This is a genomic window from Micromonospora sp. NPDC049645, assembly GCF_040675155.1.
Taxonomy (GTDB): domain Bacteria; phylum Actinomycetota; class Actinomycetes; order Mycobacteriales; family Micromonosporaceae; genus Micromonospora.
Genome location: NZ_JBFAOI010000021.1, coordinates 1 through 22029, shown reverse-complemented (window position 1 = coordinate 22029; position 22029 = coordinate 1). Strand labels below are relative to the sequence as shown.

Sequence of the window (22029 nt, the reverse complement as noted above, 5' to 3'; positions counted from 1 at the left end):
CACACACGTAGTGCGACTGGTTGATAACGTGCCGGTGATCCCACCGGCTGCCGTCGGTGGTGTCCCCTGGGGAGGGCCGACATGTGGGCGGACGACGCCGCGCTCGATGCGGCGCAGCTCCGGCTCGACGAGTGGGAATCATCGCTCGCCGAGCGGGCGGAACGCGCGAAGCGGTTGTCGACGATGATGCGGGACCTGACCGGCACCGCCCGCAACGCCGATCGGACGGTCGACGTCACCGTCGACTCGACCGGCCTGCTGATCGACCTACGGCTCGACGAACGCATCCGGCGACAACCCGCGGCGCACACCGCCCGGCAGATCCTGGAGACCACCACCGCCGCCCGCGCCGATCTGCTCCGACAGGTGAATGTTGTCACCGCGGGATCGCTCGGCGACGACGCGAGCGCCCAGGCCATCATCGACTCGTACCGTAGCCGGCTCCTCCCCGACCAGGGATCAGACGATGCCCGGCGGTGACGGCATCCAGGTCGACCCGGACGACCTGACCGCCCACGCCACGCGTCTCGATCACTGCGCCGGCAGCCTCGACACCGCCCAGCGGGCAGGCCAGCACGTCCGGTTGGGCACCGACGCGTACGGGCAACTCTGCGCGATGATGCCGGTGCTGCTCGACGGCCTGCAACGGACCCTGGTCGACGGCATCGGCACCGCCGTCGCGTCGGTGCGGGACACCGCCGGCAAGCTCCGGGTCGGAGCGGACCGCTATCGAAGCTCCGACAGCCACGCCAAACAGTTGCTCGACGGGGTGCGCCAGCAGCGGCTCGACGGGATGCCGCCGCACCCACTCGACGGGGCGCGGCAACAACCGTGACGTCCAACCCGCTCGTCGCCGCCGCCGCGGACACCGCGCCCAGCGCCTGGGCGGGAGTCTGGATCTGCGAGGACATCGAACTCATCGCGCAGGGCGTCCGCAACGGCAGTTGGATCGACGGCAGCCTCGGCGTCGTGAGCGCCGGCCTGGACTCCCTCGCCTTCGTCTCCGACCCGGTCGGCGCCCTGCTCCAGTACGGGATCGCCTGGCTCATCGAACACGTCAAGCCACTCAGCGAGGCGCTGGACTGGCTCGCCGGCGACCCCGCGCAGATCACCGCACACGCCCAGACCTGGCGCAACGTCGCCGGCTCGCTGCGCGACGAAGCAGCCGAACTGGCTCGCGCCGTCCGCAACGACGTCGCCGGCTGGGGTGGCAGCGCCGGCCCCGCCTACCGGGCCTGGGCTGCCGAACAGCAACAGGCCATCATCGGCCTCGCCCAGGGTGCCGACACCCTGGCCGCGATCACCGAGGGCGCCGCCGGCCTGGTGGCCGCCGTCCGACTCCTGGTCCGCGACGCCATCGCCACCTGCGTGTCCCGCCTCATCGTGTACGCGGGCGAACTCCTCATCACCGGCGGACTGGCCGCGCCGCTGGTGGTGGAACAGGTCACGACCCTGGTCGCGTCGTGGGGGGCGCGAATCGCGCGGCTGCTGCGGGGGTTGCTGGCCAGCCTGCGGCGGCTGGTTCCGGAGATGCGCCGACTCGGCGACCTCATCGAGAAACTCAAGCAGGCCCTGGGGCGGCTCCGCGACGCACCGCATGCACGCCCCGGTAACGCGGCCGACGAGGCGCGAGGCGTTCACGGCGGCCACACCACTCGGCCTCGTGATCTCGCCGACTATGGTCGGCAAGACCGTTGGGCGGAGGAGGCGTACGAGGTGATCCGTCAGCAAGACGACGCTGACGTAATATCTCGTCACGTAACGGACGCCCCCCGTATCGACGGTTCCCGGGGGTTCTCAAAGGAGGAGATCGAGCAGATCCGCCGGCACATCTTCCTCGATGAGCACCCTATGGATGACTACGCAGGCGGAGTCGTCCATCAACGATACGATCCGAGTCCACCCATGGCTGAGGCTTGGTTGCGCCTGCGACGGGGCAGCCCGCTGCCCGAGGATTACGCGTTATTGGAGCACGAGCTGGCCGAGCTGCGGTACTACCAGGCACATCCGGAGGCGGCCTACCGGGAAGCGCATCTTGCTGCCAACCAGGTGTCCGACTGGGGAGCGTCCATACCCGGGCCGACCTACGAGGACTACTCGAACATTGGAGGCTAGCGCCATGGGGATGATGGTGACCGCGCGGCGCGTCGAGGCGGGTGCAGACGAGATCCGATACGAGTTCGGTTTGGACGACAAGTTCGACCGCATCCTGACGATCGATCCACGCACCCTCGACGCCCGTGTCGAGGATGGTGATTTCAATTCCGCTGCCGGCGCGATCACGGCAAAGATCGTGAAGGCATGGCGTTCCAGCGGCGAGTTTCCGACGAGGATGCTGTTCGCAAGCTGACTTGGCTAGCGATTCGAAGACCGATGAGGCCATGCGGCTCCGCCACCACCGTTGCCGGACGGCGAACCGGTACGATGCGCCCATGAGCTCAGAGGCGGTTGGCAGGTACATGCCCCCTGTCGTGACGCTCGACGACCTGACGGCGATGATGGCCGCAGACGAGAACCACAGGTACGAAATCAGCCCCGAGGGAGTCGTCTCGATCATGCCGCCGCCGGGCTACAACCACGCGATCATCGCGACCCGGCTCATGGTGTGGCTCGCCCAGGGCGGGGTTCCGGCGGAACACATCGCCCAGGCGGTCGGGCTACGCATACCGGGCCGTGGTGGCGGTGTCGGCGGACGGATCCCGGATCTGGTCGTGTGGGGCAAGGCCCAGGCAGACGGTGTATGGCTGCCGGTCGCCGACGTGCTCCTCGTGGTCGAGATCGTCTCACCCGGCTCCGAGGGCGTCGACACGGTGACCAAGCGCAGCGAGTACGCCGCCGCCGGTATCCCCCAGTACTGGGTGGTCGATCAGGATTCGGCGCAGACCGTCACGATGCACCGCCTGGATGGCGACCAGTACGTCACCCGGGCGACCATGCCGCTCGCCTGGGTCCTCAACACCGGCTTGGACGAGCACGACCTTGGCTGAAAGTCCGCCACACCAGCGCCCCCGTTGGCTGGGCGTCAAGGTCCTCCCATCTCGGCCCGTTGAGGTCGCCGCTACCGCCTGACCAGCGACGGAAGCAGTCGCGTCGTCGTGTCCCTCGCGGACACGCGAGGCGACCCATGCGATCGGACGGCCCCGGTCCATATAGCCCGTACGCCAATTGCGCATCCGGGATTTGTGTATTGGTCAGTGACGCTGACCGAGCCCGACCATTTCACCGCCGTCGATAGCTGTCCGACCAGCGACAGATTCCGGGTGAGCCGGATAGCTGACAGGGCAATTCTTCGACCGCCGCTAATCTTCCTTCGGCAGTTGTTCCGAAACACGCGGCTACCTCGAAGGAGAATGTCATGTTCATCGTGGCGACGCAGGATCCGAATACGCGCGGCCAATCTGAAGGGCCGGACTCGGGGGCGGCTGCCTGGGGTGCCCTCCTGCCCATCGACGCCGGCCTCACGCAGGCCGAGGCGGATCGACAGTTGGCCACCTACCTGGCCGGCGTGAAGGCGGGCGAGCCGCTGTGCATCCGCGCGCACGGCAACGACGACGAGATCGGCGACGCCGAGGCCGGCGCCAAGGACTGGGGCTGGACCTACAAGAAGCTGGCCAGAATGCTGGCCACCCACCTGACCGCCACCCCGAGTGTGGTCTTGATCCGGTCGTGCGCCGAAGAGGTGACCAACTTCCCCACGCAAATGGCGGTCCGCTTGAAGTCGAACTGGCCGGGTGCGAACCACCTCGACGGGGTCGTCATCTACGGCTACAACACGTCCGTCAAGGTCAGCGCACCCGTCCCCTCGCCGGAGCAACTGACCAAGAACGTCCAGGTCCAGCCGGTCATCGTCTCGTTGTAACCGGCTGCCGCACCTGACAATTCGATCGGTACGGCAAATCCCTCGGCATTTGAGGCTGCCGGCACCGGGCTGACGCATTCGCACGAGATTGGCACTCCAGGATTCTTCGCGCAATCCGGGGGCCGGTCTCGTGCGATGCCCTATGGTGAGAAATCGGGCGCCCGGTGGGTGGGTGTCCGGTCCGGGCCGTGGGATCCACGCTGTTCAGCCGGAGGGTGGACCGATGACCGAGAACGCCCGCGACGCCGACGACTGCTGAGATGGACTGGGCCGGATGGGCGTTGTTCGGGTTGGTCGCCACCGCGGCGCTCACCGCGGCGATGATCACCGCTCAACTGGCCGGTCTCACGCGCCTCGACCTTCCCCTGGTGCTCGGGGCGTTCGTCACCGGGGACCCCGATCGGGCCCGGGTCGTCGGGTTCTTCCTCCACCTCTGCGCCGGGCAGGGGTTCGCGCTCGGGTACGCGGCCACGTTCGCGTTGTTGCACCGCGCTACCTGGTGGATCGGCGCGCTGCTCGGTATTGCGCACGTCGGGATCGCGCTGACGGTGATTCTGCCGCTGCTTCCTGGTGTCCACCCGCGGATGGCCTCGCAGCGGGCGGGGCCGGCCAGCACGGCGGTGTTGGAGCCGCCCGGGCTGTTCGCCGTCAACTACGGCATCCAGACGCCCCTGGTCACGGCTGTCGTCCACGTCGTCTACGGGGCTTGTCTCGGGTTGCTCCTGCAAGTCAGGTGATCCGCACCGGGCTGCCGTCGCCGCCTGAAGTCTGCGGTCCACCGCCCACGCGGCTCGACGGGGAGCGATCTCCATGACTGGTGGGCCCGACCCGACGCGTCCTCAGCCCCCGGCACCGATCGGCGACTACGGGCTGCTGGGCGACACACGCACCGCCGCGCTGGTCGCGAGTGACGGCGGGATGGACTGGCTCTGCGTGCCACGCTTCGACGGCGATCCGCTGTTCGGACGGCTGGTCGGGGGCCGGAACGCCGGAACGTTCCGGGTCGGTCCGGCCGGGCCGGCCACGGTCGTCGAACGACGCTACCGGCAGCACACCGCCACCCTGGAGACCACCTGGGCGGTGGGCGGAGGCAGGCTCCGCCTCACCGAGGCGATGGTGGCCGAGGTGAGCGGTCGCCTGCTGCCCACGACCCTGATCGTGCGACGGCTGTCGGCCGAGCAGGCTGCGGTCGACGCGGTGGTGGAGTTCGATCCCCGCCTCGGCGCACGGCACCGCCGGCCCCGAGTCCACCACCGACGCCAGGCCCTCGTGTGTGAGTGGGGGGCGCTCGCGGTCGCTCTGGACAGCACGCCCGCGTGCAGAATCGAGCCGGGTCGGCCCAGCTCGATCACGGTCAGGCCGGGTTGCCCGGTCACCCTCGTACTGGCGGTGGCCCACCGCGAACCGGTGATCCACGTCGAGCCGACGGCCGCCTGGGAACTGCTCGTCGAGGACGAGGCGCGATGGCGGGCCTGGACCGCGGAGATCGACGAGCGGCTGCCGTTCCGGGAACACGTCGCACGAAGCCTGCTCACCTTGCGGCTGCTGACCTACTCGCCCTCGGGAGCACCGGTGGCCGCACCCACCACGTCCTTGCCCGAGAATCCCGGTGGGGAACGAAACTGGGACTACCGCTATGTCTGGCCCCGGGACGCCAGCATCGGCGTCAGCGCCTTCCTCAGCGTCGGCAAGACCGACGAGGCCCGCGGGTTCCTCGCGTGGCTCTTGCACGCCAGCCGACTGCAACGGCCACGCCTGCCGGCGCTGCTCACCCTGCACGGCAGGCACGTGCCGGCGGAGCGGGAGCTGTCCGGTTGGCCCGGCTACCTCGACAGCCGTCCGGTACGGATGGGCAACGCTGCCGCCGGTCAGCACCAGCTCGACGGCTACGGCTGGGTGATCGACGCCGCTTGGGCGTTCGCGCAGGCCGGACACCGCCTCTACGCCGAGACGTGGCGGGCGGTGCGCGGTTTCGCCGACGTCGTCGCCGGTTGTTGGCAGCAGCCCGATGCCGGCATCTGGGAGGTACGGCAGCCCGACCAACACGTCCATTCCAAGCTGATGGGCTGGCTCGCCCTGGACCGTGCCCTGGCCATCGCCGACACCCATCCCCTGCGGGAGGCTCAACGTCGACGCTGGCAGAACGCTCGGGATGCCATCGCCGCCGAGGTCCGGACGCGCGGCTTCGACCCGGCGGCGGCAAGCTACGTCCGCAGCTACGGCTCGCAGGACCTCGACGCGGCCCTGCTCGTACTGCCGCTGCTGGGCATGGACGGGGCCGAGTCACCCCGGGTACGGGGCACCATCGACGCCATCCGGGACAGGCTGTCCGCCGGCGGCCCACTGCTCTACCGCTACCCGCCCGGACGTGACGGCCTCCCCGGCACCGAGGGCGCGTTCCTACCCTGCTCGTTCTGGCTCGTTCAGGGCCTTGCCCGCACCGGGCGTCGCCGCGAGGCCGTCGAGCTGTTCGAGGCCATGGTCGACCACGCCAGCCCTCTCGGCCTCTACGCCGAAGAGTTGAACCCCGCGACGGGTGCCCACCTCGGCAACTACCCGCAGACGCTGACCCACGCCGCGCTCGTCCAAGCCGCACTCGCCATCCGAGACGCCCCCACTGGCGGGTAGGGTCCCAATCATGACGATTCCCCACCTTACGGCTGCCGACGGCACCACCCTGCCGGCGATCGGGCTCGGCACCTACCGACTCAACGGCTCGGCGGGTGTCGACGCGATCGGTCAGGCGATCCGGGCGGGTTACCGGTTGATCGACTCGGCGGTGAACTACGAGAACGAGGGCGCGGTCGGCCGGGCCGCCCGTTCGGCCGGCGACGTGCGCGACGAGCTGGTCGTCACCTCGAAACTGCCGGGGCGGCACCACCGTTACGACGAGGCGCTGACCACCATTGAGGAGAGTGTGTTCCGCACCGGTCTCGACCGAATCGACCTGTACCTGATCCACTGGCCGAACCCGAAGGTCGACCTGTACGTGCAGGCGTGGCGGGCGCTGATCGAGGCGCGCGAGCGCGGGCTGGTCCGGCACATCGGGCTCTCCAACTTCCTGCCCGAGCACATCGAGCGGCTGGTGGCCGAGACGGGGGTCGCCCCGGTGGTCAACCAGATCGAGGTGCACCCGTACTTCCCGCAGCAGGAGGCGCTCGACTACCACCGGGAACGCGGGATCCTGGTGCAGGGGTGGAGCCCGCTCGGCCGTGGCAACGACCTGCAGAAGCACCCGGTCATCGTGGAGATCGCTACCGCGCACGGGGTCAGCCCGGCGCAGACGATCCTCGCCTGGCACGTGGCCCGCCAGGTGATTCCGCTGCCCAAGGCCGCCTCGCCGCAGCGGCAGGCCGAGAACCTGGACGTCTTCGGTACCAAGATCACCGACGCGCAGGTCGAGGCCATCACCGCGCTCGGCCGCCCGGACGGGCGGCTCGCGGACCAGGACCCGGCGGTGTACGAGGAGTTCTGACGAACCCCACCCGCTGACGCTCAGTGGGCTGGGAGAGCATGGGGCGTGCTCGACGGACTTGACGACATCGACTGGGCGCGGCTGGGCCACGCCTACGGGGCGGCCGACGACGTGCCCGGCCAGCTGCGCGCCCTGCTCTCCCCCGACCAGGCCACCCGGGACGAGGCCCTGGGCGACCTCTACACGAACGTCTTCCACCAGGGCAACCGGTTCGAGGCGAGCGCGTACGCGGTGCCGTTCCTGTTGGAGATGCTCGCCGCTGCGGCCACCCCGGATCCGGCGGCGGTGCTCGGGCTGCTGAGCGCCCTGGCCGTCGGGCACGACGAGGGTTTCCTGCCGGAGGGCTTCCCGGTGGCCGAGTACCGCCGGGCCGCCGAGGGCGGGCGTGAGCTGCTCGCCGCGAAGCCGCCGCCGTGGACCGGCACCGACGAGTCGAAGAAGGAGTACGTCGAGTACACGTTCGTCGAGTCACTGTCCGCGGCGGAGCAGGGTCGGCTGTGGGCGTACGTCGAGTTGGCCGTGTACGACGCGGTCCGCGCCGGGGTGCCCCTGTTCCGCACCCTGCTGACACACTCCGATCCGGGCGTGCGGACGGTCGCGGCGTACGCCCTCGCCTGGTTTCCGGAGGAGGCCGAGGGCACCGTGCCGGCGCTGGCCGGGGCGATCGACGCCGCCGAGCGGCCGGGCGTGGAGTCGACCCCCGGGGAGCTGGCCACCATGCTGGTGGCGTCGGGGCTGCTCGGTGCCGCGCCGGACGTTCGTTGGTTGGCCGACCCGCGACCGGCGCTCCGCTGGGCCGCCGCGATCGGTCGAGCCCGGGTCCTCGGCGCGACAGCCGACCCGGCGACCGTCGATGAGCTGTTGGGCTGGGCGTCAGCGCCACCCGACGACGCCGGCCCCGCGCTGGTCGAGAGTGACTGGGTGCCGTTCCTCGACGGTGATCGCGGCGGCTACGCGGGCCTCGCAGCCCGGCAGCTCGGCCCGCAGCACGAGGACCGCGCCTTCGACGCGCTGCTCGCCCGGTTGCCCACCGTCAGCGGCGAGCGGTCGTTGACGGTGCTGGGTGTGGCGCTGCGTCTCGCGTTCCCGGACGGTCCGGCGGCGGGGACGCCGGTCGCGGCGTTGCCGTCCCGGCAGCGGCGGCTCGCGGAGGTGCTGGGCCGGTCGACCGAGCCGTGGCTCATCGACGGGCAGGAGTTCGGCAACGTGGCCATGCTCGTCGGTGAGTACGGCCTTCCGAGTAGCCGCGAGGCGATGCGTGTGTACCTCGGAGGTGTCCCTTAGCCCGCTGGTGGCGGGTTGCCGGTCGTCGTGCGGTGCGGGCAACGCACCAACGGCACGGCGTGGCCGCTACGAAGCGTGACCTCAAGACGGGCGGGTAGCACGACGAGCGTTATGACTCACAGGCATATTTATACCTGTGAGTCATAACGCTCAACGAGACATCCGCCTCCGACCGGCGAGCGTCCGGGCGGCGTGGCGGGGCGACGGGCCGGCAGCGGCCCGGGTGACGCGACCTGCGGTTAGACGAGCCCGCCGAGGGCCGGGTCGCTGATGCTGTCCTTGCCGTTCTCGACATGACCCGCGCAGCGGTACGCGAAGTCGGCGTCACCCGCGACGCTGACCGTGAGGTCGTACCAGCCGTGGGTGCGGGCGAGCGCCCACGTCGCGCGCTCGCTGCCGCCGGGGCGCACCGACACCTTCACCGGACGGGAGTTGTACCCGTCGCGGACGGTCACCTCGATCCGCTTCGCCCCGCGGTTGGCGAGCGTGAGGGCGACCTTGTCGCCGTGCTCGTCGTACGAGGGGATGACGTCGAGGCGGGACGGGCCGCTCGTGAACCGGCGGAAGAAGCCGTTGGGCCCGTGCACCGACAGGTCGTACCCGGAGGTGACCGGCCAGGTGTCGGTCAACTGCTTGCCCGGCTCGACGGTGTAGCTGCGCGGGGCGTCCGCGCTGCCCGCCTGGCGGACCTGGAAGACCGCGGCGACTCCGCCGGAGTTACGGAAGTCGATCCGGAACGAGCCGTCGGCGAGACGCCCGTCGGCGTGCAGGGTGTACGGGATCGCGCGCGCCGGGCGTACCCCGTGCTCCTGCTTCGGTAGCCGCTGGTTCGCCGGCGGGACCGGCACCTCGTCGGGGTGCCGGACCAGCTCCTCGGGCTTGAAGTCGTCGGTGTCGGGCAGCCTGACCTCGCGCGAACGGTTCGGGTGCCGGAAGTCGAAGGCCGTGGTCAGGTCGCCGACGACGGCCCGCCGCCACGGGGTGATGTTCTGCTCGATCAGGTCCGGTCGGCCGTGCCCGAACCGCGCCTCCAGGAACTTGATCAGCGAGGTGTGGTCGAAGACCTGCGAGTTCACATAGCCGCCCCGTGTCCACGGCGAGACGATGACCATCGGCACCCGGATGCCCAGGCCGTACGGCCCGGCCGGGTGGCTGGCGTCGCCCGGGAAGATCTCGTTGGTGGTCGGCACGGTCGACTGCCCGTGCTCGGGGGTCTGCGGGGGCGTCGGCGGGACCACGTGGTCGAAGAAGCCGCCCTCCTCGTCGTACGTGATGAAGAGCGCCATCTTGCTCCACACCTCGGGGTTCGACGCGAGAATGTCGATGACCTGGGAGATGTACCAGGAGCCGTACGCCGGCTCCCAGTTCGGGTGCTCGGTGTACGCCTCGGGAGCGGTGATCCAGGAAACCTCCGGCAGGCGTCCCGCCTCGACGTCCGCGCGGAAGTCGGCAAGCAGTGCCTCCGGGTCGCGGCCCTGGGTCCTGATCTCCGTGCCGGTCTTGGCCCTGTCGGCCAGCGGCGTGCCGGGCTGCGCGTTCTGGTACTGGTGGAAGTAGAGCAGCGAGTTGTCGCCGTAGTTGCCGATGTACGGGTCGTTCGTCCAGCCCCAGGAGCCGGCGGCGTTGAGACCGGTGCCGACGTCCTGGTACACCTTCCAGGAGATCCCGTTGCGCTCCAGCCGCTCCGGGTACGTGGACCAGTCGTAGCCGGCCTCGGCGTTGGTGATGACCGGGCCGCCGCCCTTGCCGTCGTTGCCGACCCAGCCGCTCCACATGTGGTAACGGTTCGGGTCGGTCGGCCCCATCAGCGAGCAGTGGTAACTGTCGCAGACGGTGAAGGCGTCCGCGAGCGCGTAGTGGTACGGCAGGTCCTGGCGGGTGTGGTAGGTCATCGCCGTGACGCCCTTGTTCGGCACCCACCTGTCGAACCGGCCGTCGTTCCAGGCGGCGTGTCCGTCGTTCCAGCCGTGCGGCGGGTCCGGCAGGAAGGTCTGGCCGAGATCCTTCACCTCGGGCCGGAACGGCAGCAGCTCGTCGGTGCCGTTGGGTTGGTGCCACACGTCCTTGCCGGACGGCAGTGTCGCCGGATGCGGGTCACCGAATCCGCGTACACCACGCATGGTGCCGAAGTAGTGGTCGAAGGAGCGGTTCTCCTGCATCAGGATGATGACGTGCTCGACGTCATTGATCGAGCCGGTCCGGTTGTTCGCCGGAATGGCGAGCGCCTTGCTGAGGTCCATCGGGAGCGCCGCGCCGATCGCGGGAACTCCCATCGCCTTGAGGAACGTACGGCGATCCACCGTGCCCATAACTCCGCCTTTGTGCGATCTGGTCGAGAAACTGGCGACCGGACGCTACCGACGACGGGTTGACGGCAGATGACCGTAGTTGGTTGGTTCTACGGCCACTCGGCGACCGGCTCCGGGGCTCGGAGACTCCGCCGAGCCACCGGTCAGGCGGCCTGTTCGCGGGCACGGGCGAGCCGGCGATGCCCGCTCGGGCTGACCCCGTGGACCCGTTTGAAGGCGGCACTGAAGCCGAACGCGTCCGCGTACCCGAGTTGATGTGCGACGGCGGCGACCGTCGCCGTCGATTCGGCCAGCCGGTCCGCGGCCAGGGTCATCCGCCAGTCGGTCAGGTACGTCAGCGGCGGCTCACCCACTAACTCGGTGAACCGTTTCGCCAGTGTGGACCGGGAGACTCCGGCCTGCCCGGCCAGGCTGGCGAGGGTCCACGGCCGGCCCGGCGCGTCGTGCATGGCCCGCAGCACCGGGCCGACCGTGTCGTCGCTCAACGCGCGGTACCAGCCGGGAGGCTCGGCGTCCGGTTGGTCGAACCAGTCCCGCACCGTGCACACCAACAGCCAGTCGAGGAGGCGGTCCAGCACGATCTGCCGGCCGGGTCGACTCGCGTCGAGTTGGGCGTCGAGGTAGTCGCGAAGCGGGGCGCAGTCGTGGTCGTCCGGCACGACGAGCACCGGCGGTAACGCGCCCAGCAGCCGCTGGGGCACGCTGCCCCGTACGTGGTACACCCCGACGAGCAGTTCCAGGCGCTCGGTGTGGTCCGCGCCCACCGGGTCGGCCGTGCCGGTCCGGCCGCGTCGGACGTCCCGGATCTCCCCGGGTGGGAAGCTCGATCGTGGCTCGGCGGAGAACGTGAACGGTGCCGGTCCGCGTGCGGCGGCGACCTCCCCGACCCGTACCAGCCGGGGCTTGTCGCTCTCCGGGTGGGAGAGCCACCCCTCGCCGCGCAGCGGGACACAGAGCGTCAGCGGGGCGCCGTCGGTGAACCGCAGCGCCCAGGGCGGTGTCAGCACCGACCGGCCGAAGGCCGCGCCGTCCGCGTGCACGCCTCGCAGCAGATTGTCGAGCGGGTCCATGGCATCGACGATAGAGCGCGGCCGACAGCGTCCGGACGATCGGACATGCGTGCCGTACGACAGCACATGTACCGGCCGCGACCGGCCGGGTTGACTCGTGAGCATGACGACTGACGAACCCTCGATGCTGGTGATGGCCGGGACCGGCAAGACCGGCCGCCGGTTGGTACAGACGCTTCGGGCGGCGGGCCAGCCCGTCCGGGCGGCGTCCCGCTCGGGTGAGGTGCGGTTCGACTGGTCACGGCAGGACACCTGGCAGCCGGCCCTGGCGGGGACGTCGGCGGTCTACCTGCTGGCTCCGGAGGATCCCGCGCTGGCTGCCGGCTTCGTGGCCCGCGCGGTCGACTCGGGTGTCGGTCGGATCGTGGCGCTGTCCGGGCGCGGGATCGACCAGGTTGGCGACTTCTCCCCCGGCATGCTCGCCGCGGAGGAGGCGGTGCGGAAGTCCGGCATCGAGTGGACGATCATCCGGCCGAACAACTTCAACCAGAACTTCAGTGAGGACCTGTGGCGTCAGCCGCTGCTCGACGGTCGGCTGGCGCTGCCGATGGGGGCCACACCGGAGCCCTTCGTCGACGCCCAGGACATCGCCGAGGTGGCCGCGACGCTGTTGACGTCACCCGGTCACCACGAACAGGTGTACGACCTGTCGGGTCCTCGCGCGCTCACCTTCGCCGAGGCGGTGGCGACGATCGCGCGGGCGACCGGCCGGGTGATCCGCTACGTGGAGCTCACCCCGGAGCAGTACCGGGCCGAACTTCTCGCCCAGGGGTATCCGGAGGAGACCGCGACGGCGTTGAACAACCTGTTCGCCGGGATGCGCGCCGGTCATCTCGCCGAACCGACCGACGGGGTGCGTCGGGTGCTCGGGCGTGACCCGCTCGACTTCGACAGTTACGTCGCCCGGGCCGCGGCAGCCGGCGCGTGGTCGTAGCGCCGGGCGGCAGGGTAAGCGACGTAACAGGCTATCTGTCGGCATCCCGGGAGTCCCCCGACGTACCGTGAGATCGTGTCGACGAGAGACGTACTCACGAAGGCTGACCTGGCTGAACTGCGCCGGTCGGCGCTCGGGACGGCCAACCCGCTCGGTGTCGCCGCCGACGTCGCGGAGGCGGCCGAGCAGGGCCGCCTGGAGGATCCGGACGACGCCGGGGACGCGCTGACGTTGGCCGCCGAGATCGCCGAGATCCGGGCGAGGCCCGAGGCCGCGCTACGGTACGCGGAGCGGGCCCTGGCCGCGTACCCGTCCGGAGACGACCCCCGGGCCGGCTTCGCCCGCGCGCTGCGGGCCCGTGCCCTGTTCCGGGCCGGCGGTCGCGACGACGAGGCGATGGCGGAGTTGACCGCGCTGCGCCCGTTGCTGCTGACGCAGCCCGACGCCCCCGCCTACGTCAGTGCCGCGCTGGACGCCGGTGGGCGCTCGCCGACCGCCGAGTCGTGGCTGAGCGAGGCGGTCGACACCGTGCTCAACGAACGCGCGGCCGCGGCGTCCGGGCCGGCCAGCACCGTGATCGACCCGGTGGTGGATCTCGGCCCGCCGGACGCGCCCGGTGTCGCCTTCTTCCTGCTGCAACAGCGGCATCGGGTACGCCGAAATCTCAACCTGCCGCACGACCGGCAGGACGACCTGGCGGACCGGTTGGAGACCCAGCTCGTGCGCCGCGCCGGTGAGCGCCGGGACGCCGAGTCGGATCTGCTTTTCTGGCCCCGGGCCGAGTTCGATCGGTTGCTCGCCGAACATCCCGCTCTCGCCGAGGTGTACGGGCCGGACTGGGACGCGCACCGGGGCCGGCTGGAGAAGGAGCTGGTCCGGCTCCGCGGTGCCGGTCAGGCCGGGTTGGGCGTGTTCCGGGCGACGGTGGACGGGCTGAACGGCGTCGCCGGTCGACGCGGCGGCGACCCGGCCGACGTGGCGGTCCGGGCGGCCTACGCGGCCGAGGTGGCGGCGCGGCCCTCCGCACGGATCGCCTGGCCGCCGGAGCGCAACGACGCCTGCTGGTGCGGCTCGGGCCTCAAGTACAAGAAGGACTGTCTGCCGCGCTCCCGCGGCTGAGCGCGACAGCCACCGCGCTGCGGCGCCGGCCGACCTGGCCCGGAGTAGCGTCCGGGTCATGGATCACCTGCACGACCTGCCACGACCTGTCGACGCGATCCTGATCACCGGGGACACCGCCGACCACGGCGAGGTGGCCGAGTACGAGACCGCGGCAAGGCTCTTCGACTCTCCGTTGCCGGTCATGGTCTACCCCGGCAACCACGACGTGCGCGACGCGTACCGCAAGGGTCTGCTCGGTGACGACCGCGGTGGCACCGGGCCGCTCACCACCCACTACCGGGTGGTGGTCTGACCGTGCGCGGCGTCGCGGTACTCGGCTTCCTGCTCGCCGTGGCGCCGATCTCCGCCACGCCGGGCACAAGCCTGACCCTGGTCGTCTCACGGGTCGCCACCGGCGGGCTCCGGCAGGGCTGGTGGGTGATCCTGGGTACGGTGACCGGGCTCTACGTGCACGCCACGCTGGCCGCTGTCGGCCTGGCCGCGCTGGTGCTCCGCTCATCGCAGGCGTTCTGGGTGGTCAAGCTGGTAGGGGCCGGTTATCTGGTCGGGCTCGGGCTCTGGATGCTCTGGTCCGCGTCGCGCCGTCGCAGGGAGGCGGGACGGCGACCGACGGTTTCCGTCCGGAGGCTGCCCTGGCGGGTGGACCACCCGTACCCGCAGGGGTTGCTCGGCAACGTGCTGAACCCCAAGGCCGCCGCCATCTACCTCACGTTGGCGCCGCAGTTCCTCGAACCGGGCCGACCGGTGCTGCTGCCGATGTTGGTGCTCGCCACGGCGCACGCCGCGCTGAACACCTGCTGGCTCGCCGGCTGGACCGTCGTCTCCGGTGCCGCCGCCCGGGTGCTGCGCACCGCATCGGTACGACGAATGCTCGATCGGCTGACCGGCGTGATCCTGGTCGGCCTCGGCGTCCTCGCGGCGGCGACCTGAGTCCGCATTGCGTTGCGACAGGTGAGTGATCGGCGGGGATGACACGCCCGCCTGGTACCGATAGCGTCCCCCTGTGTGGACGATCAACGTCCAGGCTGATGTCACCGGAGGAGACGCCGATGTTCGAGGAGTTCATGGGCATCCCGGCCCACCCTCTGCTGCTGCACGCCGCTGTCGCGTTCGTGCCGCTGCTGGCCCTGCTGACTGTCGGCTACGCGTTCGTCCCGCTGATCCGGCCGCACACCCGGTGGGTGCTGGGGCTGCTCGCCGTGGGTGCGCCCGTCGCGGCTCTGCTGACGAAGCTCTCCGGTGACGCCTTCCTCGAGCGGATGCGCGCTGCCAACCGGGTCACGCCCGAGTTCCTTCCGAAGCTGGAGGCGCACCAGGAATTCGGCGACATCACGCTCTACGCCAGCATCGGGTTGGGGGTGGTGGCCCTGGCACTGGTCCGGCTCGTCCCGCCGAAACCCGCCGAGGGTGTGCGCCCCCGGCTGCTGACCCCGGCGTTGCAGGTGTTGTCGTTGGTGGCCGCCGCCGTCACCGTGTACTACGTGGTCCGCACCGGCGACTCCGGGGCGAAAGCGGTGTGGGAGGGCCAGTGACGGTCACCGTCACGACGAACGAGGTGCGGCCGGATCGACACCGCGACAGGAAGGAACTGTGGTGCGGTCCGGCCGGAGCCGGGCCGCACCACCGCGTCCACCGTCAGCCGGCGTGGTACGCCCGGATGATGGTCTGGTCGATTCCGCTGCCGCCGTTGGCGGCGGCCTTCACGCGCAGCGACACGGCCTGCCCGGTGGTGGCCTTCGGCAGCTCGACCCGGTAGCTGTCACCGCTGCCGGTGACCCGGGCCGACCGCCAGGTGGCACCGTCGTCCGTGGACGTCCAGACCTGGAACGACGTGACCTTCTGCGCCCGCACACCGTGCGCCTGTCGGACGGCCAGCTCGGCCGTGCCGTCGACCGGGTGGTTGTCGTGGTCCATCGGCAGCGCGTAGTCGACCGCGAGCAGCGGCAGCGGCACGCTTTCGGTCCCGTCCGGCCCGGCCGACCGGAACGTCCACGACGTGTTGACCCTGGTCGAGATCGGCAGGATCAGGCTGGTGTCGACGTCGAGGGTCACCCGGTAGTCGGCCACCGACTGCCCGACGGTGAAGTCGCCGGACGGGCCTGACCGTTCGTCGACCAGCTTGCCGTCGCGGTACAGCGACAGCTTGCGCTTCACCCCGATCGCCTCGCCCTGCAGGCAGTCGGCCCGCTGGTGCTGATCGGTCAGCGACACCAGGTCGAGGTGCAGGTTGCCCCGGGTCCGCGACGGTGCGGTGGCACAGCTCCAGCCGGTGCCGGCCGGGTCGTCGTACCAGCCGGAGTGCAGTGGCTGACGCGCCCAGACCTTGGTCTGCCGGCTCCCCGGCTGGTAGCTGCGCGGTGCCTCGTCCGCGGCCAGCCCGCCGTAGACGCCCTGGTCGGCCCAGAGGATGTCGGGCGAGAGGTAGTCGGTCCGGTACGGCGGCAGGTTCCCCTCGTGGGTCTGGGTCACCCCCACCCCGTCGCGGGTCATGCCGGTACGGACCAACTGGGTGAACATCTCCGGCGAATCCGTCTGGTGGAACCGCTCGTCGATCCGGGCCAGCCTGGCCTGCTCGGTTTTGCTCACCCGGAACGCGGGGTCGGCCGGTACGCCACCCGCGTACTCGTGCACCAGGTTGTAGCGGTACGGCGTGGCGGTGCCGGCCGGCGAGTCCAGGTTGACGGCCGCCCAGGTGCGCCGGGAGCCGACGGTGGGCTTCGGCAGCGCGGTGGTACGGACCGAGGCCGCGGTCCCGTATCCGCTGATCTGGTGCCACCAGGACAGACCGTTCACCGCGGTCTGCACGTTGGTGAGGTCGGTCCGGGTGGGCGTCGTGGGGGCCCCGTCGACCGTCGCCGTCACCGGCCTGGCCAACGCCGGGTCGAACGTCAGGGTCCGGGCACCACGCACGTCCAGGTCGGCCTCGCCGTTGAGCGTCGTCTCCAACACGTCGCTGTCGACGTAGTAGGCGACCGCGGCGCCGAGGACCGAGTACCGACCGGCCGGAACCCGCAGTGTGAAGGTGTCTCCGGGCGTACCGCCCGCGCCACCGTAGTAGATCGTCGGGTCGGTGAGGTTGGTGACCATCAGGTTGACCCAGCTCTCCGCGCCCTCCTTGAGCCCGGGCAGCGGCTTCGTCCGGATGGTCAGGTCGTAGCTGGGCTGCTCGACGTAGAAGCTCACCGGAGTCGTCGCGACCAGCTTGCGGCCGGCGGTGCGGGCGGTGACGGTGGCCAGGTAGAAGCCCGGCCGGGCGGCCAGCGCCGCGCGGTCGACCCGGAGGGTCGCCGCGGCGGTGGAGCCACGCCGGACCGTCACCCGGCTCGTCGAGAGCGACGCCGCGCCGCGCGGCACCGACTGGCCGTCGTGGTTGACGATCGACACGTCGAGGTCGAGAACCGCCGTCGACTCACCGGTCCAGCTCAGCGTCGTCTCGCTGGTACCGGCCTGCGGGTAGGCGAAGGTGCCGAGGTTGACCACCGGCTGGTTGCTGGTCGGGCCGCCGAGGGCCCGGGCCGCGTTGAGCCGGCCGGCACCGACGGCGTACGGGTCGATGCCGGTGAGCGGGTCGGCGGCGCCGACGAGGGCGGCCTTGAGCCGCTCACCGGTCCAGTTCGGGTGGCGTTGGGCGAGCAGCGCGGCGGCGCCGGCCACGTGCGGGCTGGCCATCGAGGTGCCGCTGATCGCCTCGTAGTACCTGTCGATCGGGTCCTGCAGGTTGGTGCCGGCGGCCCGCGCGGCGACGATGTCGACACCGGGTGCGACCAGTTCCGGCTTGGCCACGTTGCTGGTGACCAGCGGTCCGCGGCTGGAGAAGTCGGCGAGCTTGTCGTCACGGTCGACCGCGCCGACGGTCAGCGCGCTGGCGGCGGAACCGGGCGAGGAGATGGCGGCGCCGCTGTTGCCGGCGGCGATCACGAACAGCGCGCCGGTGGCCTTGCTCAGACCGTCGACGGCGAGCGAGAGCGGGTCGTTGCCGTCGTCCGGCGCGCTGCCACCGAGGCTCATGTTGATGACCTTGGCACGGGCGGCGGCCCACTCCATGCCGGCGATGATGCCGGAGTCCTCGCCGGAGCCGTGGTCGTCGAGCACCTTGCCGATCACCAGCTTGGCCTCCGGCGCCACGCCGCGACGCTGGCCGTGTGCGGCCGCGCCGGTGCCGGCGATGGTCGAGGCGACGTGCGTGCCGTGGCCGTTGTGGTCGACGGCGTCACCGCCCTCGGCGGTGAAGTCGGCCCGCTCGGCGACCCGGCCGACCAGGTCCGGGTGGGTGAAGTCGGCGCCGGTGTCGAGCACCGCGACCCGGACGCCCTTGCCGGTGTAGCCGGCTTTCCAGGCGTCCGGGGCGGCGATCTGGCCGAGGTTGCGGTCCAGGTCGGCGGGTCGCCCACCGCCGGTCAGGGCGGTGGCGTGCACCTTGCGGTCGAGCCAGACCTTCTTCGCGCCGGCGAGCAGCGAGTTGTTCGCGAGCTTCGCGGTGGCCGGGCTCTTCTTGGGTACGCGGCCGGCGACCGCGCCGATGCTGGGCAGTGCCAGTACGTCACCGAGCGCGGCGACCCGGGCGGAGGCGGTGGCGGGCTGCACGATGAGCGGCAGCTCGTCGGAGTTGTCGTCGTCGTAGCCGTCGGCGATCAGGGTGGTGACGTCGAACAGGTCGGGGTCGAGGACCGACCCGATCTGGGACGCGACGCGGGCGGGGACGACGTGCAGGTGGCCGTCGGGACCACAGCTCTGGCGGATCACGCCGTTCTCGTCCGCCGGTCGCACCGTGGCCTGCGGGCAGCCCGATCCGGTGTTCCGTACGGTCACCACGTCGCCGGTCAGCAGGGTGACGGTGTGCGTCTTCGGATCGGCCGAGGCCGCGGGTGTGCCGGTCTGACCGATGTCGCCGGGTCCGGCTGTGGCGGCGCCGCCCGGTAGGGCGGTCAGTGTTGTGGCCGTGACGGCGACGGCCAACAGCCACCGTGTTCTCCTGAGCATGTTGCTCCTCGTCTGATGTGGACGAACGCGCCCGTTCGGGGCGACTTCCGCAAGATCCTATGCAGGAAAACGATCTTCGGGGACCCTCGACGAGGGCTTTTCCCACTGGTGCGATCGCGGATTTCCGCAGCGTGTCGGGCCGCCGCCCGGTTCGATGACGTTTCGATTGCCACTCGCCCCGCTACCGCCGGGCGCATTGTGGACCAATGCGGCATCCCCGATCGAAGGGATCGACGAGACGACGGACCGGTCCTAGCATGTCGATGATTGGATCTTCGAGATCGGCCCCTGCCGACCCCGGCAACCAGCCCAACCGAAGGGAGACGCGCGTGCGTCGACCCCGTCATCTGGCGCTCCTGAGCGTCAGTCTGTCCGGCGCCCTGGCCCTCGGCGCAGCCCCACCAGCGGCTGCGGCTCCGCCCACGCCCACCACGCCCACCGGCATCGTGGTCAGCGACGGCATGACCCAACCGGTGTTCTCGCTCGCCGACGCGATCGAGGAGCGGGTGTTCGTGCAGACCCCGGTGGACACCGACCACGACGGTCGACCCGACCGGGTGGCGATCGACATCTCCCGCCCCCGGGAGACCGCCACGCAGGGCTTCAAGGTGCCGGTCATCTTCGAGCACAGCCCGTACCGCAAGGGCACCTGGGGTGACGTGCCGTACCCGAGCGTGCTGGTCGACGACCTGCCGCAGAACGGCCTGACCGACCGCTCCGGGCGGCGCGCGCTCGACGTGGGCGTCCAACGGGCCCAGGCGAAGGCCAACTTGCCCGGCTCCCTGGACGACTACTACGTGCCCCGCGGTTACGCGGTGGTGCTCGGCCAGAGTGTCGGCACCGGCGACTCGGACGGCTGCCCGACCAGCGGTGACCAGGCCGAGACGCTCGGCACCAAGGCGGTCATCGACTGGCTCAACGGCCGGGCCAAGGGGTACGACGCGAACGGCGCCCCGATCACCGCCGGCTGGACCACCGGCGCGGTCGGCATGACCGGCGTCTCCTACAACGGAACCCTGCCCAACCAGGTGGCCACCACGGGCGTCAAGGGCCTCAAGACCATCGTGCCGGTCTCCGCGATCAGCAGCTGGTACGACTACTACCGGGCCAACGGACTGGTGGTCGCGCCCGGCACGTTCCAGGGCGAGGACCTCGACATCCTGGCCCAGTACACCGCCGGGCAGGCACGCGCCGAGGGGCGTTGCGCCGACGAGATCGCGAAGATCACCGAGGAGCAGGACCGGGTCACCGGCGACTACTCGAAGTTCTGGCAGGACCGCGACTACCTCGACGCCAGTGACGTCAAGGCCAGCGTCTTCGTGGTGCACGGCCTCAACGACTGGAACGTGAAGACCGAGCACTTCGCCGGCTGGTGGGACCAGCTCGCCAAGCGCGACGTGCCGCGCAAGATCTGGCTGCACCAGGGCGGGCACGGCGGGCCGGGCAGCAGCGCGGCGGTGACCCTGCCGGACGGCCGGACGTGGACGTACAAGCAGACCGAGAACCGCTGGTTCGACTTCTGGCTGTGGAACGTGCGCAACGGCATCATGGACGAGCCGACGGCCGTGCTCCAGCGCGAGGACCGCGCCTACACCACGTACGCCAACTGGCCCGACCCGGCCGCGCGGGAGGTCGGTCTGCGGTTCGCGGCCACCGACGCCACCGCTCCGGGGGCGCTCACCACCGGCAAGCCGCCGAAGGGCAAGGTCGAGCAGAGCTTCGTCGACGAGGGCCGGACCATCCACCCGGACACCCTGGTGGCCAACCCGGACGCCGCGAGCGCCAACCGGCTCGCCTACCGCTCCCCCGAGCTGACGCAGAGCGTGCGCATCTCCGGACGCCCCGAGATGCGGCTACGGATGGCGATCGACAACAAACCGGACGCGAACCTCACCGCGTACCTGGTCGACTACGGTCCGGCCGGGTCGACCGCCGCCCCGACCGTGGTGACCCGAGGCTGGATGGACCCGCAGAACCGCAAGAGCGCCGCGCGCACCGAGCCGGTCAGGCAGGGCAAGCTGTACGACTACCGGTGGACCATGGAGCCGAAGGACTACATCTTCCCGGCGGGGCACCGCATCGGTGTGGTCGTCTTCTCCAGCGACCAGGAGTACACCCTGCTCCCGTTGGGCGGCACCGCACTGCGGGTCGCGCCCAACGACAGCGAGCTGCGACTGCCGGTGGTCGGCGGCCGGGACGTCCTCGGGTTCTGATTTCGTCTCCGCACAGCGGAATGGGGCAGTCCGACACGTTCGGGCTGCCCCACCCCGCTGTCAGGACCCGTGCCACTGCGCCGCCGATCACCGCAGGTGTCGCCGGCCGCCGCGCGGCGGCGTGATCCACTCGGGTTTCATGATGTCGGGGTGTCCCCCGCGCCGGGACACCCCGAATTCCAGAAACCCGAGCGGATCACGGTGTGCTGGCCGCCGTGCCGGGTTTGTCCGGTGGGCGTTAGGTTGGTTTGTCGGGTTTGACGGGTGGTGTCGGGTGGTCGGGGCCACCCCGGTCGCGGAATCGGGGGCCGGCCGGGGTCGTTATACCTGGCAGACCACCGCGGCTGTCAGGTCGTGGTGAGCGGCAGCCCCCGGGAACATCCGCCGGGCCACCCCGGTTACGTCCCCCGCGGCCCGAGCACCATGGCCGTCGCGCAGGCGGGTGGAATGATCCGCCGCCGCGAACGGTTACACCCTGTCCCGACGCCGGCCCCTTCGGTGAGCCGCCGGGTGAACCCCCGAGAACTTTCCCGCACGACCGCACCCCCGATTCACGTCGTGTGGACCCTCCCCCGATGAAGCAGAGGAGCACGCCATCATGCGTACCGATCTGATTCGTAAGACCGCCCTGACCGCCGCCGGCCTCGCGTTCACCGGTGGGGCCATCGCCGGCCCCGTCACCGCCGCCTACGCGGCGTCGGACGCCAAGCCGGCCACCCAGACCCAGACCCAGGGCGACCGCAAGGGCGGCCACGGTGAGCGTCAGCTCGGCGTGCGCTACGA

19 protein-coding genes and 1 pseudogene are annotated in these 22029 nt (G+C 70.8%); 17 read left to right on the top strand and 3 right to left on the bottom strand.

What is annotated here, in order from left to right; translation table 11 throughout:
* Positions 1–81: 81 nt before the first annotated feature.
* From AB0J33_RS29055 to AB0J33_RS29010, 10 genes are all read left to right on the top strand, one after another.
* A complete protein-coding gene (locus AB0J33_RS29055; RefSeq protein WP_363617944.1) occupies positions 82–480 on the top strand; it encodes a YbaB/EbfC family DNA-binding protein in 399 nt (132 codons plus the stop codon).
* A complete protein-coding gene (locus AB0J33_RS29050) occupies positions 467–835 on the top strand; it encodes a type VII secretion target (protein ID WP_363617942.1) in 369 nt (122 codons plus the stop codon). Before AB0J33_RS29055 ends, AB0J33_RS29050 begins: the two co-directional genes overlap by 14 nt.
* The gene (locus AB0J33_RS29045) at positions 832–2115 is read left to right on the top strand and encodes a WXG100 family type VII secretion target (protein ID WP_363617940.1); all 1284 of its coding nucleotides are present in this window, start codon (positions 832–834) and stop codon (positions 2113–2115) included. Before AB0J33_RS29050 ends, AB0J33_RS29045 begins: the two co-directional genes overlap by 4 nt.
* 4 nt (positions 2116–2119) lie before the next feature.
* A complete protein-coding gene (locus tag AB0J33_RS29040) occupies positions 2120–2350 on the top strand; it encodes a hypothetical protein (protein WP_363617938.1) in 231 nt (76 codons plus the stop codon).
* Between the two features lie 82 nt (positions 2351–2432).
* Positions 2433–2987, top strand: a complete 555-nt coding sequence (locus tag AB0J33_RS29035; RefSeq protein ID WP_363617936.1) for a Uma2 family endonuclease — start codon at positions 2433–2435, stop codon at positions 2985–2987.
* 368 nt (positions 2988–3355) lie between these two features.
* Positions 3356–3859: a hypothetical protein gene (locus AB0J33_RS29030; RefSeq protein WP_363617934.1), complete on the top strand. Its 504-nt coding sequence runs from the start codon at positions 3356–3358 to the stop codon at positions 3857–3859.
* A gap of 260 nt (positions 3860–4119) precedes the next feature.
* A complete protein-coding gene (locus tag AB0J33_RS29025; RefSeq protein WP_363617932.1) occupies positions 4120–4596 on the top strand; it encodes a hypothetical protein in 477 nt (158 codons plus the stop codon).
* A 73-nt stretch (positions 4597–4669) separates the two neighbouring features.
* Complete coding sequence (locus AB0J33_RS29020; RefSeq protein WP_363617930.1) at positions 4670–6487, top strand: glycoside hydrolase family 15 protein; 1818 nt, start codon at positions 4670–4672, stop codon at positions 6485–6487.
* 10 nt (positions 6488–6497) lie between these two features.
* Positions 6498–7334 (top strand): aldo/keto reductase, encoded by an 837-nt coding sequence (locus tag AB0J33_RS29015; protein WP_363617928.1) that lies wholly within the window; start codon positions 6498–6500, stop codon positions 7332–7334.
* Between the two features lie 45 nt (positions 7335–7379).
* The gene (locus tag AB0J33_RS29010; RefSeq protein ID WP_363617926.1) at positions 7380–8618 is read left to right on the top strand and encodes a hypothetical protein; all 1239 of its coding nucleotides are present in this window, start codon (positions 7380–7382) and stop codon (positions 8616–8618) included.
* A 239-nt stretch (positions 8619–8857) separates the two neighbouring features.
* On the opposite strand, the gene AB0J33_RS29005 is transcribed toward AB0J33_RS29010, so the two are convergent.
* A complete protein-coding gene (locus tag AB0J33_RS29005; RefSeq protein ID WP_363617924.1) occupies positions 8858–10927 on the bottom strand; it encodes a phosphocholine-specific phospholipase C in 2070 nt (689 codons plus the stop codon).
* Positions 10928–11070: 143 nt separating this feature from the next.
* On the bottom strand, positions 11071–11997 hold the full coding sequence (locus AB0J33_RS29000) for an AraC family transcriptional regulator (RefSeq protein ID WP_363617922.1): 927 nt from the start codon (positions 11995–11997) through the stop codon (positions 11071–11073).
* 103 nt (positions 11998–12100) lie between these two features.
* On the opposite strand from AB0J33_RS29000, the gene AB0J33_RS28995 reads away from it, so the two are divergent.
* From AB0J33_RS28995 to AB0J33_RS28975, 5 genes are all read left to right on the top strand, one after another.
* Complete coding sequence (locus AB0J33_RS28995; RefSeq protein WP_363617920.1) at positions 12101–12931, top strand: NAD(P)H-binding protein; 831 nt, start codon at positions 12101–12103, stop codon at positions 12929–12931.
* 75 nt (positions 12932–13006) lie between these two features.
* Complete coding sequence (locus tag AB0J33_RS28990; RefSeq protein ID WP_363617918.1) at positions 13007–14050, top strand: SEC-C metal-binding domain-containing protein; 1044 nt, start codon at positions 13007–13009, stop codon at positions 14048–14050.
* A 58-nt stretch (positions 14051–14108) separates the two neighbouring features.
* Positions 14109–14345, top strand: a complete 237-nt coding sequence (locus AB0J33_RS28985; protein ID WP_363617916.1) for a metallophosphoesterase — start codon at positions 14109–14111, stop codon at positions 14343–14345.
* 2 nt (positions 14346–14347) lie between these two features.
* Positions 14348–14983, top strand: a complete 636-nt coding sequence (locus AB0J33_RS28980; protein WP_363617914.1) for a LysE family translocator — start codon at positions 14348–14350, stop codon at positions 14981–14983.
* 98 nt (positions 14984–15081) lie between these two features.
* The gene (locus AB0J33_RS28975) at positions 15082–15585 is read left to right on the top strand and encodes a DUF2231 domain-containing protein (protein WP_363617912.1); all 504 of its coding nucleotides are present in this window, start codon (positions 15082–15084) and stop codon (positions 15583–15585) included.
* 103 nt (positions 15586–15688) lie between these two features.
* Here the strand turns inward: AB0J33_RS28975 and AB0J33_RS28970 are convergent, their stop codons facing one another.
* A complete protein-coding gene (locus AB0J33_RS28970) occupies positions 15689–19033 on the bottom strand; it encodes a S8 family peptidase (RefSeq protein WP_363617910.1) in 3345 nt (1114 codons plus the stop codon).
* A 329-nt stretch (positions 19034–19362) separates the two neighbouring features.
* Here AB0J33_RS28970 and AB0J33_RS28965 point away from each other — a divergent pair, with 329 nt between their 5' ends.
* Positions 19363–21246, top strand: coding sequence for a Xaa-Pro dipeptidyl-peptidase (locus AB0J33_RS28965; protein WP_363617908.1), 1884 nt, complete (start codon positions 19363–19365; stop codon positions 21244–21246).
* Positions 21247–21844: 598 nt separating this feature from the next.
* Positions 21845–22029 (top strand): annotated as a pseudogene (locus AB0J33_RS28960) (phytochelatin synthase); the annotation flags it as partial.